Annotated in this window: 12 protein-coding genes; 10 read left to right on the forward strand and 2 right to left on the reverse strand. The window is 34.4% G+C overall.

Annotated elements, in window-relative coordinates; translation table 11 throughout:
* Positions 1-186: 186 nt before the first annotated feature.
* The 9 genes from JOD29_RS16105 to JOD29_RS16145 all read left to right on the forward strand — a co-directional run bounded on the left by JOD29_RS16105 (position 187) and on the right by JOD29_RS16145 (position 10,534).
* Positions 187-1,563: an LLM class flavin-dependent oxidoreductase gene (locus JOD29_RS16105; protein ID WP_124766485.1), complete on the forward strand. Its 1,377-nt coding sequence runs from the start codon at positions 187-189 to the stop codon at positions 1,561-1,563.
* Positions 1,564-1,846: 283 nt separating this feature from the next.
* The gene (locus JOD29_RS16110; RefSeq protein ID WP_124766486.1) at positions 1,847-2,158 is read left to right on the forward strand and encodes an MGMT family protein; all 312 of its coding nucleotides are present in this window, start codon (positions 1,847-1,849) and stop codon (positions 2,156-2,158) included.
* A 212-nt stretch (positions 2,159-2,370) separates the two neighbouring features.
* Positions 2,371-3,564 carry an EAL-associated domain-containing protein gene (locus JOD29_RS16115; RefSeq protein ID WP_124766487.1) on the forward strand — a complete coding sequence of 398 codons (1,194 nt, stop codon included), beginning with the start codon at positions 2,371-2,373 and terminating at the stop codon, positions 3,562-3,564.
* Between the two features lie 144 nt (positions 3,565-3,708).
* Entirely contained in the window at positions 3,709-4,998 is a 1,290-nt protein-coding gene (locus tag JOD29_RS16120; protein ID WP_124766488.1) for a LysM peptidoglycan-binding domain-containing protein, read from the forward strand.
* 326 nt (positions 4,999-5,324) lie between these two features.
* Positions 5,325-7,574 carry an S-layer homology domain-containing protein gene (locus tag JOD29_RS16125; protein ID WP_124766489.1) on the forward strand — a complete coding sequence of 750 codons (2,250 nt, stop codon included), beginning with the start codon at positions 5,325-5,327 and terminating at the stop codon, positions 7,572-7,574.
* A gap of 241 nt (positions 7,575-7,815) precedes the next feature.
* The gene (locus JOD29_RS16130) at positions 7,816-8,139 is read left to right on the forward strand and encodes an ArsR/SmtB family transcription factor (RefSeq protein WP_124766490.1); all 324 of its coding nucleotides are present in this window, start codon (positions 7,816-7,818) and stop codon (positions 8,137-8,139) included.
* Between the two features lie 67 nt (positions 8,140-8,206).
* Entirely contained in the window at positions 8,207-9,169 is a 963-nt protein-coding gene (locus JOD29_RS16135; RefSeq protein ID WP_124766491.1) for a cation diffusion facilitator family transporter, read from the forward strand.
* A 116-nt stretch (positions 9,170-9,285) separates the two neighbouring features.
* Positions 9,286-9,756 (forward strand): DUF2243 domain-containing protein, encoded by a 471-nt coding sequence (locus JOD29_RS16140; protein ID WP_124766492.1) that lies wholly within the window; start codon positions 9,286-9,288, stop codon positions 9,754-9,756.
* Positions 9,734-10,534, forward strand: a complete 801-nt coding sequence (locus tag JOD29_RS16145) for a cytochrome c oxidase assembly protein (RefSeq protein ID WP_420844560.1) — start codon at positions 9,734-9,736, stop codon at positions 10,532-10,534. The genes JOD29_RS16140 and JOD29_RS16145 overlap by 23 nt, the downstream gene beginning before the upstream one ends.
* Before the next feature lie 68 nt (positions 10,535-10,602).
* Here JOD29_RS16145 and JOD29_RS16150 read toward each other — a convergent pair whose 3' ends face one another.
* Positions 10,603-12,438: a DNA ligase D gene (locus tag JOD29_RS16150; protein WP_124766494.1), complete on the reverse strand. Its 1,836-nt coding sequence runs from the start codon at positions 12,436-12,438 to the stop codon at positions 10,603-10,605.
* 168 nt (positions 12,439-12,606) lie between these two features.
* On the opposite strand from JOD29_RS16150, the gene ku reads away from it, so the two are divergent.
* Entirely contained in the window at positions 12,607-13,443 is an 837-nt protein-coding gene (gene ku, locus JOD29_RS16155) for a non-homologous end joining protein Ku (protein ID WP_124766495.1), read from the forward strand.
* 428 nt (positions 13,444-13,871) lie between these two features.
* Here ku and JOD29_RS16160 read toward each other — a convergent pair whose 3' ends face one another.
* Positions 13,872-14,909 (reverse strand): PTS sugar transporter subunit IIC, encoded by a 1,038-nt coding sequence (locus JOD29_RS16160; RefSeq protein WP_124766496.1) that lies wholly within the window; start codon positions 14,907-14,909, stop codon positions 13,872-13,874.
* Between the last annotated feature and the right edge of the window lie 74 nt (positions 14,910-14,983).

Here is a 14,983-nt window from a genome sequence, read left to right on the forward strand (position 1 = left end):
GTTGGAATAAGATTATAGAAAAATCTAACTATTGCAATTTTATATGACTCAGAGAGAAACTCGCCCAATGAAGTGTCGGTAACCTCTGCTTTACTTTGATTCGAAGAAAGTAAACTCTAAATTCAAATTGAATATAAAAAAATATCCAAAAGTTCAAGTAATACTAAAAATTAGGAGGAATCAAATATGAGTAAAAGGCGAATTTATTTAAATGCATTTGACATGAATACGCCAGGGCATCAGTCCCCTGGATTATGGGCACATCCAGATGATCGGTCACATCGATATAAAGATAGTGAATATTGGATTGAACTTGCTAAACTATTAGAAAAATGGCGCTTTGATGGAATATTTATAGCTGATGTTTTAGGGACTTATGATGTTTATGGTGGATCCAGGGATACAGCAGTTCGTCATGGTGTTCAATCACCTGTTAATGATCCATTTCAAATTGTGCCGCTAATGTCTGCTGTAACGAAGAATCTTGGGTTTGGTGTGACATCCTCTGTTACACATGAACATCCATTCACATTTGCACGAAAAATGAGTACATTAGATCATTTAACAAACGGACGTGTTGGCTGGAATATTGTTACTTCCTATTTGAAAAGTGCTGCAGTGAATATGGGCCTAGAAGATCAGATTAAACATGATGAAAGATATGATATCGCCGAGGAGTATTTACAGGTTTGCTATAAATTATGGGAAGCGAGCTGGGAAGATGATGCGGTTAAGGTCGATAAATTAAATCGAATCTATGCAGATCCAGAGAAAGTTCACGATATCCGTCATGAAGGAAAATATTATAAGGTACCTGGCGCTCATCTGAGTGAACCTTCTCCACAACGGACACCAGTGCTTTTTCAAGCTGGAGCATCAACAAAGGGAAGAGCTTTTGCAGCTAGAAATGCAGAACTAATTTTTATAGGTGCACCTAATATAGCTGCGGCGAAGGAAACCGTAAGAAAAATTCGTGAAGACATTCAGAAGACGGGAAGATCTCAGGATGAAGTGAAAATTCTTACAATGTTTGTGCCAATCGTAGGAAGAACTGAAGAGGAAGCAAAACAGAAATACGAAGATTACAGACAATATATCAGTAAAGAAGGGGCATTAGCGTTATTTGGAGGTTGGACAGGGGTAGATGTTTCTGGTTATGCCCCAGATCAAGTAATCAGTTATATAGAAAATGACTCGATTCGTTCTACTTTAGAAAACTTCACAAAAATTAACCTTGATCGACCGTCTACCGTACAAGATGTTATTGATGCTGTTGGTATTGGTGGAATGGGTGCTGCAGCAATCGGATCTCCTGAACAAATAGCAGATACAATGGAGCAATGGGTCAATGAGGCGGGAGTGGATGGTTTTAATATCGCTTACGCTATTACTCCTGGTACTTTCAAGGATTTTGGGGAATTAGTTGTTCCAATTTTACGGGAAAGAGGCTTAGTCCCAGAAGAATATGAAGGAAACACATTCCGTGATAACCTATTCGGAAAAGGTGATCGACTCCCTAATCACCACCCAGGTAAACAAACTAAAGTATTACAATTGAACTGAGCAGATGAAGTTGGAAATCTATTTAGAAATTTAACTAAAATTGCTGAAAGTAAATCAATTATGTATGAAGATTGTTCCATAAAACGAACTAACAATTAGCTAAACGAAAAATCTTAATATTAAAGGCCTGATTTCTTTTAAGAAATTAGGCTTTTTCTGTACACTAAAGTTTGAGCTATAACTTATACTCACATAGACGAATCTATTTATTACTTTAATAACATCTTTAGATCGGAGTACTTTAAATGCATATAATCATTCAATGAAGTAGGGGGATATAATATTGACACCTTTCACCGAAAAAGTAATAGAAATTATAAAGAACATTCCCGTCGGTAAAGTGATGACATATGGACAAATTGCACGTACTGCAGGAAACCCAAGAGCTGCCCGTCAAGTTGCACGCATTTTGCATTCCATGAGTAAAAAGCATCGCCTCCCTTGGCATAGAGTAATTAACGGAAAAGGACTCATTTCTATTAAAGATGATGAATTATATAATGAACAAATCATGAACCTAGAAATAGAAGGAGTCAAAGTTAGGGAAAATGGTAGGGTTGATTTAGAAAAGTATCAAGTAAAATTTGATGAATAATCGTCAAGACATTTAAAAAGAACGAAGATTGACCCTCATTCAAAACGGGTAATGAACTAGGTACATATTAGAATCATATAACCTTTAATGAAATGGTTTTATCTGAAAAGTACAAAAAAAGGAGAATGTAACTTCTTCTATATTTAGTTTTAATATATAATAAATATGGATTATTCAAATTTTCCAAAATGTTTACATCGGGGGTTTTACGGATGGATGTACTAGAAATTATTGATCATTTAGATGAAATAGAAATCTTATTTGAACCTGTATATAGCGCGGATGAGCATATAATTGTTGCCTATGAAGTCATTGGTCAAATTTCAAATATTGATGTAGTAGAATTTACATATAATGAATCAATTCCTACAGACATACGAGTAGAGGTTGAACAATTCTTTATTAGTAAAGCAATTGAAAAGTCTTTAGATGTATTAAAAGATGTAAATTTATATTTACCGTGTAATCCCAATTTATTAATGGAAGATTTCGGTGAATCCTATTTTGAAATCATTAAAGATTTAGTGGATGAAGAGCTTTTATCACATATATATTTAGCAATCTCAGTTCGTAAGTATCATGGGGATTTTAATCAGTTGCAGCATCCAGTTCGATACATAAGAACTTACGGGGTAAAAGTTATGCTAGACCATATTGGGCCAGAAAGTAATTTAGATCAAATACTAATGATAGAACCAGCAGTACTTAAAATCAATGTGAGCCAATTAAATTACAACGCTTGGGGAGCACAGAGTCATGTGTTTGCAACCATTCAGGCATTTTCCGTAAAGATAGGGGCAACATTAATGTTCGATAATATCCAAACGGACTATCAATTACATCATGCTTGGAAAAATGGTGCACGATATTTTAAGGGCCCATATTTACAAACACCATCAAGCACGTTTATTCCAAAAGACACGCTTAAAAATAAATTTCGCAATGAATGTAAGCAATTTATCTCAACAGAAATGAAACAATTAGAAATCAAGTATGATGAAATGACAAAGCTCCAAAAGGCGATCACGACAATAGTGGATTATACGAAACCCTCTAGTCAAAATATAGAACAGTTATTAGAATTAGCGAAAAAACTAGAGACTTATGCCGTCCGTTTTTATATTTGTAATGAAGAAGGGTTCCAAACATCTCCAAACATTGTAAAACAAAATGGGGTATGGAATGTTCGCGATAAACATATTGGTAAGAACTGGAGTTGGCGTCCTTATTTCCTGTTTAATATTATTAAACTTCGTAACGGGGTAAAAGGTGAATTATCGGCTATGTACAGTGATATCCAAACGGGAGAATTAACTCGTACTTTCTCTATGGCAATTAGTGAACATGAATATCTCTTTGTTGATATTTCGTACGATTATCTATTTGAGCATAATATATTAAATTAATGACAACCACTATTAAATAAAGAAAAGAAGGGGATTTTAACCCCTTCTTTTTTCTTCTTTTTTATATGGCGTTCTTACCTAATGCTGTTGTACATAGAATGATAGGTGTAGGGTCCTGTACGAAATCAAGAGGGAGGAAATGATATTCAAATCCATGTTGTTCGTGAAGGTGAGACGATTTGGGGAATTGCTCAAGAATTTGGAATTAGTGGGGAGGCAATTGTCCAAGCGAATCAGATTCCAGAGCCGAATCGATTAGTATTAGGGCAAGCGCTTGTCATCCCGATTGTGGGTAGTTTTTATTGGGTTCAACCTGGAGATAGTTTATTTTCAATTGCACAACAATTTGGGATTAATTACTTAACACTTGCCCAAATCAATGGGATTAACCCGACTCAACCTTTAAATACAGGCTTCCGATTATACATCCCGCCAAGACAAAAGACAAATGCAGAAATCAATGCCTATATTGAACCTTCGGGTGAAACCGTTAGTGAAAATTTATTGAACTCTGCACGAGAAGCAGCGCCACACCTAACTTACTTAGCAATGTTTAGTTTTGAGGCTAGAAGGGATGGCAGCTTAGAGCCAATGCCGACAAATGGAATACCAGAAGTTGCGCGTACCGCAGGGGCTTCTTTAATGATGGTTGTTTCAAATCTTGAGAATGGTCAATTCAGCGGAGAACTAGGTAAGGCGATTTTACAAAGCTCAGCAGTACAAGATGTGTTACTCGATAACATTGTGGAAGAAGCAAAAAGGATAGGGAATATTTCAGATATTCATTTTGACTTTGAATTCTTACCTGGTGATCAAAGAGAAGCATATAATAATTTTTTAAGAAAAGCTGTGGAGCGATTACATGCTGAAGGATTTATGGTATCAAGTGCCCTTGCGCCAAAAACAAGTGGAGAACAAGCAGGGCAGTGGTATGAGGCCCATGATTATCAAGCTCATGGAGAGATCGTGGACTTTGTGGTATTAATGACATATGAATGGGGTTATTCTGGTGGACCTCCTATGGCTGTTTCTCCAATCAATGAGGTGGAAAAAGTGCTCAATTATGCTGTAACTGTAATTCCTGCTAATAAAATTATGATGGGTCAAAACTTATATGGATATGATTGGACACTTCCATTTGTACCTGGAGGGGAATATGCACGTACTGTAAGTCCGCAACGAGCGATAGAAATAGCTAAAGAAAATAATGCGGCGATTCAATACGACACAACAGCACAGGCACCTTTTTTTGATTATGTTGATGCTCAAGGAAAATCACATAAAGTGTGGTTTGAGGATGCACGCTCCATTCAAGCAAAATTTGACTTACTTAAAAGGCTAGGACTGAGAGGGATTAGTTATTGGAAACTAGGTTTGGCCTTCCCTCAAAACTGGTTATTAATTCAAAATAACTTTAATGTGGTAAAAAGATAGAAGTTATTTAATGTATACAAATATGGAAAAAACAATAGCGGATTGACCACTAACTTCCAACTAGAAGTTAGTGGTTTTTTTAGTTAGGAGCGTCTTTAAAGCCGCTCTTTCTACAATAATCTTTTAATATAAAAAGATCCTAACGCGTCAGCGATTCTGTTCTTTCGTCTTTCTAAGTAAAATTTTAATCTATGATTTTTGGATTAACTGAAATTTAAGAAGCATAGAATATATATGGCGACTTAGATTTATAAACTTCATAAACCAAAAATCTTGTTAGTATTTCCACTATTAACTAGTAGAATATCTAACTTAGGAGTGATCATTTGAAAAAGCGAAAGAAATTAGGCATTGTATTGACTTCTGCAGCCTTATCGATTGGATTATTTTCTTCCGTCACGCAGGCTTCTGTAGGTTATGAAAGTATTCAAAATAATGGACAACCAGAAAAATTGCAAATTCAAGTAGCGGATACAAATAGTGTTGTATCAAAAGATCAGTTAATCAAAAAACTTAAAGAGCTTTTCCCTAAAAAGTTTGATTTTTTATCTAACAAAGATTTTACATTAAATAGCAGTGTTTATTATCCCGAAAATGAAACAATTCGTTATGACTTAAGCTTTAATAAAACTGTCAGTGGGAAAATGGTACATGGTTATGCTAGTTTTGTAGGAAAAGATTTAGAGTTAGAGAATTTTTATTATGAGCCACCTAACCAGGCAGATGCACTATTCCCAGCAAAAGTATCTAAAGAAGAAGCCCAAAAAAAAGCAACAGAACTGATCAAAAAATTCCCAGAAGGTGAAAAATACCAATTGGAAGAAGATGTAATTAATTATTACTCTAGTAAGATTTTAACGGAGCCAGTTCGATATACGTTTTCATATGTTTTAACGAAAAACGATGTACCTATTTCTGATGAAAGAATTGAAGTAACTGTTTTAGGTAACGGAGAAGTAATTAATTTTTATCGCAATATAGTAGAAAAGAAATCTTATTCATTCGATGACATTAAAAAGATAAAAGCAGAAAAAGATGTGTTGAAGAATGTGAAAGACAATCTTGAAGTAGAGTTACAGTACCAAATTGAATATGATTACGCAACGAATGACCGTACAGTTCAACTAATATATAAGCCAATGGCAAAAGTACAAGGTGTACAAGCCTTAACAGGTGACTGGCAAACAACAAATGGCTTTACTTCTACGTATCCAGCAAAAGCTAAAATCGAAAAGCTTGCATCGAATCCACTTCCTCCAAAACAAGATGGAGTTACGATCGAACAAGCAAAAAAAATCGCTGAACAGACTTTGAAAATTGACTCTGAGAAAGTAAAATTAGTAATTCAATCGATTGAAGAACTTGAAAATTTCAATGGTCAACAAGTGATTAGTATTAACTATATGTATGAATATAAAAATGGTGGATATGGTACGAATATTGAAATCGACAAAAATACTGGAGAAATAATTCAATATCACAATATAAAAAATGAAATATTAAAAGAAGTTGGGGAAGTACCAAAAAATACAAAGGAAATTACACAAGCTGAAGCGTTGACAAAGGCTATTAGCTATGTGAAACAATGGGTACCATCCTATACTCACAATTATGCTAAGCCAATTAATGAACCGTATATTGATGAAAACCAAGGAGTTTACTATTTTTCTTTCCCTCGAGTAGTGAATAATATTGTTGTATCAGGAGATGAAATTAGTGTTTCAATAGGCAAAGATGGAACGCTAATGAATTTATATGTAAACTATCAAGAAATCGGTGAATGGCCATCTTTAGACAAAGTAATTGCTGAAAAACAGGCGGAAACTATTATTAAGGATGCACTTAGTTTGAAGTTGAATTATGTACATTTACCAAACGTAAAACAAAATTATTATTCATTAGTTTATACTCCTTATTATAATGGAAGTGTATATAATAGTTTAGATGCAATTACAGGGAAATGGTATAGCCCGTATACAGATGAGGTAATTAAGGATGTCATATCACATCCATGGGCTCAAGATGAACTGAATTATTTAATTAACGCTGATATCTTAGAAGTAAAAGATGTAAAAACATTTAATGCAGATGCCCCAATGAAAAAAGGGGAGGCATTAAAGGTACTCATGACATCATTAACATACTTTTATGAACAGCCAATAACAGAGCCAGAAAATAGTACTCAATCATTCGAAAATATTTCGCCAGAACATCCACTATACTCGATTGTAGAACGTGCAGTAAGTTTAGGGGTGCTAAATCCTTCTGAACATAGCTTTAACCCGGATGCAAAAATTACAAGACAAGAGTTAGCTTCTTGGTATATTAGAGTATTAGGGCTAGAGCAAGCTGGTAAATTCCATGACATTTATAAACTGAATTTTTCAGATGCAAACAGTGTCCAAAAAGAATATATCGGTTACGTAGCATTAGCGAATTCTCTAGGTTTAATAAAGGCTGAAAGCAATCAATTTAGTCCGAATCGTGATGTAACATATGCGGAATTAGCTGCTTCAACTATTTTGCTAGCTCATGCAGCTTATGAAAATGGCTCTTTAATGTATAGACATTACTAATTGTTAAAACATCACATATTATTGATTCAAACTACAAACTATAAGTAAGCTCAAAAAATTTATTGGGCTTTCTTATAGTTTTTTTAATAAAAAGAATTCAACAGTAATTGTTATGCAATACCCGAACTGTAAAGCTTTGTCGGATGGGTTTTATTAATTAAATTTACATGTTAATATTAATATATGAACATTTAATCATATATTGAATAAACTATATATATAACAATAGGGGGGGACTAACATGAACTCTGAAAAGAAAGAACAGGATGAGTATGTAGAATTAGATGAAGAGACACTATTTCTTGTGTCACAAACATTTAAAGCGTTAAGTGACCCAACTCGCATTCGAATATTAAACTTACTTTTTAGTAGGGAGTATTCGGTGAATGAAATTGCGGATTCATTAAACCTCGGCCAATCAACTGTTTCTCACCAACTTAGGTTTTTAAAAAATTTACGTTTAGTTAAATATCGAAGAGAGGGCACGACGTTATACTATTCTTACGATGACGATCACGTAATGAATATGTTGAAGTTAACAATTGACCATTCTAGCCATAGTTAATTGTGCATTAATGCATCACAAATATTCTTATATGAACATATATTGATATATGAAAGTAGGGGATAAAATGGGGCACGATCATCACCATGGACATAGTCATAACCATACACATGGGGTAAATAAAAAGACTTTGCTGATTGCTTTTATTATTATTTCTGCGTTTATGATTCTTGAAGTCATAGGTGGATTTATAACAAATAGTCTGGCGCTTTTATCTGATGCTGGGCACATGTTAAGTGATGCGATTTCACTTGGCGTTGGAGTATTAGCTTTTAAATTTGGCGAAAAAGTAGCCGATTATAGTAAAACATATGGGTATAAGCGCTTTGAAATATTAGCAGCTGTTTTTAATGGTGTAACACTTGTTTTAATCGCAGTATTTATATGCTTTGAAGCGGTGCAACGCTTTGCCGAACCACAAGAAATTGCTTCCACAGGGATGCTAGTAATAGCGATTATTGGTTTGCTTGTGAACATCCTTGTTGCTTGGATTCTTTTGCGCGGTGGCGATACAAAGGAAAATCTAAATATGCGTGCAGCGTTCTTACATGTAATAGGGGATATGCTTGGTTCAGTTGGAGCGATTGTTGCTGCATTACTCGTCATGTTATTTGGATGGGGGTGGGCAGACCCAGTTGCTAGTGTAATCGTATCAATCCTCATTTTAGTTAGCGGTTACAGAGTTACAAAAGACTCGATCCACGTTTTAATGGAGGGAACGCCTCAACATATTAAGCTTGATGAAATCGTCAATATGTTCAAAACTACTCCTGGAATTCTAGATATTCACGATTTGCATGTTTGGAGTATTACTAGTGGTCAAAACGCTTTATCTTGTCATGCAGTAGTAAATGAAAATCTATCACTACAGGAAAGTCAACAGTTATTAAAGTCGATTGAACATAAACTACTACATTTGGGAATCGGCCATATGACTGTACAAATAGAAAGCCAAGATCACGCTCATGAAAATTCAGTACTTTGTAAACATGAAAATGAAACACATCATCATCATGATCATCACCATTAATTAGACGAGGTCACCTTAAATAGGGTGACCTTCTTTTATTTAATCTAATGTCACTTATAGCTTTTATGTCAATTGGAAATGATGTTTAGTATTAAAATTAAATTAGGTGATTGAAAATGAAAAACGATGCCTCAAAAAATTTTTGGTCGGGTATTTTATTTGGATTAGGGACGGTTGCTTTCATAGATGAAGTAGTTTTTCATCAGCTTCTACATTGGCATCATTTTTATGATTTATCCACCCCTTCAATTGGTCTTGTTTCGGATGGGTTATTTCATGCCTTTAGTTGGTTTGCTACTGTATTTGCATTATTTTTGGTTGCGGATCTTCGTAAACGGAATGCTTGGAATAAAAAAAGATGGTTTGGTGCGGAACTAGTAGGGGCAGGGATATTTAATTTATATGATGGAATTATTCAACATAAAATGATGAGAATTCATCAGATACGATACGATGTTGAAATAATCTATTATGATGTTGTATGGAATGTAATAGCAGCCCTTATTTTAGTTATTGGACTATATATTTTAAAGAAAAATCCAAGTAATTCCTCCCGTAAGGCTGGTGAGGACAATGCACTTACATGAGCATTCTGCTGCTGAAATTCAGGTAGTTGAATTAATCGGAGGGATTGTCCCTTTCTTATTATTAATATTTGTCTATCTGATTTCGGTTTATTATACAAATCAATCATATAAGACTTGGCCTCTCTATCGAATTCTATGTTGGATTTTAGGGTTACTTTCTATTGCAGTTTCACTAATCGGTCCAATCGCAGATAGGGCACATACTAACTTTAATGCTCATATGTATACACACTTATTACTTGGTATGTTAGGACCTTTATTTATTGCATTTGCTGCACCGACAACACTTCTTTTAAGAACGCTGCCGACTAACTATGCAAGACTTGTAAGTAAGTTTTTAAAGTCTACCTATGTACGAACGGTTAGTCATCCAATAACTGCATCTTTATTAAACATGGGTGGGTTATGGTTGCTCTATACAACGGATCTGTACTCAGCGATGCATGATTCCAAGTTGCTTTATTTGCTCATTCACATACATGTTTTTTTAGCTGGGTATCTTTTTACAATTTCGTTGTTATACATTGACCCGACAGCACATCGCACGTCGTTTACAATGCGAGCAACTGTTTTAGTACTAGCTATGGCTGGACACGGTATTCTGTCAAAATGGATTTACGCTCATCCACCTGCAGGTATAAAGATAAATGATGCACAGCAAGGCGGGATGACTATGTATTACGGTGGTGACCTCATAGATTTAGTTATGGTAATCGCATTGTGTTATCAATATTTTAGAAACAAACAAACGATGGTTGAAAAATCGATTGTACGATAAAAACATACTAACTTGGATGGCGAGTAATTTTGTCAGTCCTAAAGTTAGTATGTTTTTTACTTGTTAGTCTATTTTATCAATTCTTTTAATTTAGTAAGAACAGGTTCAAAATTTTGTTGTTCACCCACATCAAAGTAGTCCTTAAATGGATCACCTTTGTTTTTTATTCTTTCTAATACGGCCGGAATTGGAAATTGGCGTGGTGTTAATTTGTCATTTACTTCATCCCAATATAACGGTGTTGCAATCAGCCCATTTTCATTACCTCGTGGGGAATAGGGAGAGATGATTGTTTTGCCTTCTGCATGTTGAATATAATCCAAATAGAGCTTATTATTTCTATTTTTCTTTAGACGTTCAATCGTAAACCACTGTGGTTCCTGCTGAATTATAAACTTACAAATAAATTCTGTAAAGATCCGCGTATCATCATACGTAAACCTGTTTTTAGGTAAAGGTATATAGATTTGTAGTCCTTTTCCTCCCGAAGTTTTCACAAAAGACTTTAATTTGAAACTATCAAAAATGGCCTTCATTCTGATGGCAGCCTCGACAGCTAACGAAAATTCCTCAACAGATGGAGGATCGAGGTCCATTACAATTTCTGTAGGGCAGTTTGTATCAATTGTTTGGAAAGGAATATGAAATTCAATAGCTAGCTGATTTCCTAACCAAAGTAACGTCTCGATGTCGTTGCAAACAATATAATGAATATCTTCCTCCTGTTTAGTTAAAACAAAATCAGGTGTATAGTCTGGTGCATTTTTCTGATAAAAACTTTCTCCAGGAACTCCATGGGGAAAACGAATATTTGTTAATAAACGATTTTTTAAAAAGGGTAGAAATTGAGGAGCAATTTCCTGTAAATAAAGCAAATAATCATCTTTATTAATATCTATGGCTGGGAAAATAGGTTTATCCGGATGAGTTATTTGTATGCTTTCGGGCAAAGGATGGAGCTGTTTGATCATACTTTTCCAAGTGACATCACTTGGCGACAAATCAAACCTAAATTGATGGAAGCGCGGCTCACGAAGTTTTTTTCCATCAAAATCAATACAAGCTATATCCACGCAGATTGAAGGCGGTATAGTCCAAATATTCTTGGTTTCTTGGTTCCCCTTTGTTTGAAAAAAGGATACTAAAGTGGTTAGCTCCTCTTCTGATAGCCCATGACGGAATATTGTAATTTCTACTAAATCCTTATTTAAATAAACAGCTCCGTTAAAATAGCCATTCACCTGGTCATAACTAGTCAAAATAACGGATATAAATCGCCAGTTTTTAACTTTTAACCATTGACCTGAGCGAGTGCCACTTTCCCATATACTTGATTTTCTTTTTGCAATGACGCCCTCTCCGTGGTTTTTGTAAACGAGGTTCCAAATTTTTTGTTCGTCTTCAAAAACATCTATAGTTTGAATTTGCCCTTTTCTTGCACCATCAATTGTTGTGGGGAGGTTGATTTGCTCAAATAGTTGATGAAGCTTTTCCTTTCTTTTTACCAAGGGGGTTTGAGTTAAGTCTTTTCCATTTAATTGAAGGAGATCAAAAACAACTAAATTGCATGGATACTTTTCACTTGATACTTTTACATTTTGCTTTGTTTTCGTTCTACCCCGTGTTTGAACAATAGAAAACTCGCTTTTAAAATCATTTGATAAATAAACCATTTCACTATCAAGCATTATAGGAAGGAAAGGTTTTATGTCCTCATAGATTTCGGAACAAGATTCAATAATTTCAGGAAAGTATGGAGTAAGTTCTTTTTCGTTACGACTAATTAATTTAGGAATTTCCTTTTCCCAAACTAACAAACATCGAAAACCATCATACTTTGTTTCGTAAATCCAATCATTTCCTACTGGAACAGTTTCAGCAGGAGTCAGTAACATCGGTTTCATAATTTAAACCTCTTTTTTTACAGAGTTGTTGGGAATGCCATCAATAACGTATTGTGACATTGCGAAGCTAAACGGCGCTCTTTTGCTTTTCTTATTTTTTGAGTAAATTTTTTAGTTATACATAGAACGATATGGTTGTTACATAATAAGAAAAAAGCGGGTGATGATATGCATACAGTTTGGAAAGGTAGTATTAGTTTTGGCCTTGTTAATATACCTGTTAAACTCCATACAGCGACGGAAAATAAAGATATCAAGCTTAGACAATTGCATAAAGAATGTCATAGTCCAATCAATTATGAAAAAACTTGTCCTGTCTGCGATAAAGAAGTAAAGAATGAGGAAATTGTGAAAGCTTATGAATACAGTAAGAATAAATTTGTGGTGTTAGATGATGAGGAGTTAGAAAAACTAAAAAAAGAGAATGAAGATAAAGCCGTTGAAATTATTGAATTCGTAAAACTAGAGGAAATTGATCCTATTTACTTTGAAAGAAGTTACTTTTTGGCACCTGATAGTGGTGGAGGAAAAGCCTATGCCCTATTAAGAAAAGCTCTTAGTGATTCAGGTAAAATTGGTGTTGCGAAAATCACAATCCGTTCTAAAGAACAATTAGCCATAGTTCGTGTTTATAAGGATACATTGCTAATGGAGACCATACATTTTCCTGATGAAGTTCGAAGTCACAGTGAGGTCCCAAATATTCCTAGTGATGAAAAGTTAGTGCAGCAGGAATTAGATACTGCTCTTTTATTAATTGACCAACTAACGACTGAATTTAATCCAGAAAAGTATACTGACGATTACCGTACAGCATTATTAGAATTAATTGAACAAAAGAAAAATGGCGAGGCAACTGTAACCGCAACCGAAAAGGATCCTGTAATACCTTCGGACATGACAGATTTAATGGCTGCACTGCAAGCGTCGCTTGATAAAACAGCTACACCTAAAAAGAAAACAACGACACGGAAACGTAAAACGAAAGAAAAGAAAGAAGCATAAAAAAATTAAAGCAGATTCCTATGATTTAGGAGTCTGCTTTTTTAACTGAATACTGAAACAAAAGAGTTTTATTAGAATAAATCTTTACACTGTTTTTGGTTAATTTATAAAAAATAAAATTTAAATGAAAGATATTGGTATTTTTTATTTCAATTTTATAACAAAGGAATCTGTTTCATCTTGTGAAACAAGAGGGGAAGTTTTAATTTTTTGTCAATATGGTTGACTATTCTTATAAATAAAAGAAATAGCTTTATGTAAACTGAATTGACGAAAAAGTGTAGTTGAGGAGCAGAAGTTATACGGATAGGAAGAGTTACTGTTAAAAATGTAAATTATATTTATAAAGTTCACTAACAATAGTCGATTGTTTTATTAATATAGAGTGAAACGACTCGTAAAAGTTAATTTACGAGTCGTTTATTTAATTATTCAAACTCCAATTTATAATCTTCGTCTTTAATCACTTTAAGTCTATTTTTAAATAAGTAGATAAAGAATAGATTCAAAATTAAAGGGAATATCAAGAACATACCTAACATAATGGATATATTTTTTGCTGACCATCCACCGTCAGCTAAGTTAATGAAGTTAAGCGGTCCAACTAAACCGGATAAGCCAAACCCAGCACTGTATGGAGTCCCTTGTATATTTAACGCACCTGCTAGTCCACCAAGTATTGCAGCCGTAATTAACATTGGGAGTGCAATTTTGGGTTTCATAAAGAAATTACGCATCTGAATTTTAGGTGATCCTAAAACATGCGCTAGAGCAGTGCCTAGAGAATTTGCTTTATAACTAGCGAAACATAATCCCATACCCACAGCAACGATACCTAAGTTTGCCGCACCAGATCCGATACCTGATAACATAATAACTGTTGCAACTCCAACGGTAGAAATCGGCGAGAGAATAATAATTCCAAATACAACTGCTATTAATGCACCCATCAGAATTGGTTGTAAGTTTGTTAAGTAAGCAACGCCATTACCAATTAATCCTGCACCTGTTTTCACATAAGGTAAAATCATAAAACCAATCATCCCTGGAATTAATACCGTTAACATTGGAATAACTAAAATAGAATACTCTCTTAATTTTTCTCCAACTAATTGAACAAAGATGACTGCTAATGCAGCAGTAATGCCAGTATTAATAACAACACCTATTCCACCAATTGTAAAAATTCCTTCAGCAGTTTTGTTTATAACCCCACTACCTACCATTGCTGCAATCCCAACACTTGCTGTTTGAATTTGTGTTAATTTAAACTGCATTGCAATTAATACACCTGCTAAAATTGGTAACATACTCATAACAATTACGGTAGCATCTAATAAATGTTGCAATGCAGGCACAGATGGAATGATTAGTTTTAGTATTTCACCTAGTAATGCATTTGGAATAAGTGCAACTACAATTGCAATGCTCATACCGTTTAAAAGTTTACTGAAGAAGTCTTTCATTATCAGGTACCTCTTTCATACGTTTATTTTGTAGTGTCATTATATAGTGATAGAATTGTCGAAGCAATAAGAAT

Source organism: Lysinibacillus composti, from assembly GCF_016908465.1.
Taxonomy (GTDB): domain Bacteria; phylum Bacillota; class Bacilli; order Bacillales_A; family Planococcaceae; genus Ureibacillus; species Ureibacillus composti_A.

Excerpts from the sequence above, each read along its gene's own strand:
- JOD29_RS16135 (WP_124766491.1), top strand. The coding sequence starts at position 8,207 with ATGGGGCACGATCATCACCATGGACATAGTCATAACCATACACATGGG.
- JOD29_RS16160 (WP_124766496.1), bottom strand. The coding sequence starts at position 14,909 with ATGAAAGACTTCTTCAGTAAACTTTTAAACGGTATGAGCATTGCAATT.
- JOD29_RS16150 (WP_124766494.1), bottom strand. The coding sequence starts at position 12,438 with ATGAAACCGATGTTACTGACTCCTGCTGAAACTGTTCCAGTAGGAAAT.
- JOD29_RS16140 (WP_124766492.1), top strand. The coding sequence starts at position 9,286 with ATGAAAAACGATGCCTCAAAAAATTTTTGGTCGGGTATTTTATTTGGA.
- ku (WP_124766495.1), top strand. The coding sequence starts at position 12,607 with ATGCATACAGTTTGGAAAGGTAGTATTAGTTTTGGCCTTGTTAATATA.
- JOD29_RS16105 (WP_124766485.1), top strand. The coding sequence starts at position 187 with ATGAGTAAAAGGCGAATTTATTTAAATGCATTTGACATGAATACGCCA.
- JOD29_RS16115 (WP_124766487.1), top strand. The coding sequence starts at position 2,371 with ATGGATGTACTAGAAATTATTGATCATTTAGATGAAATAGAAATCTTA.
- JOD29_RS16130 (WP_124766490.1), top strand. The coding sequence starts at position 7,816 with ATGAACTCTGAAAAGAAAGAACAGGATGAGTATGTAGAATTAGATGAA.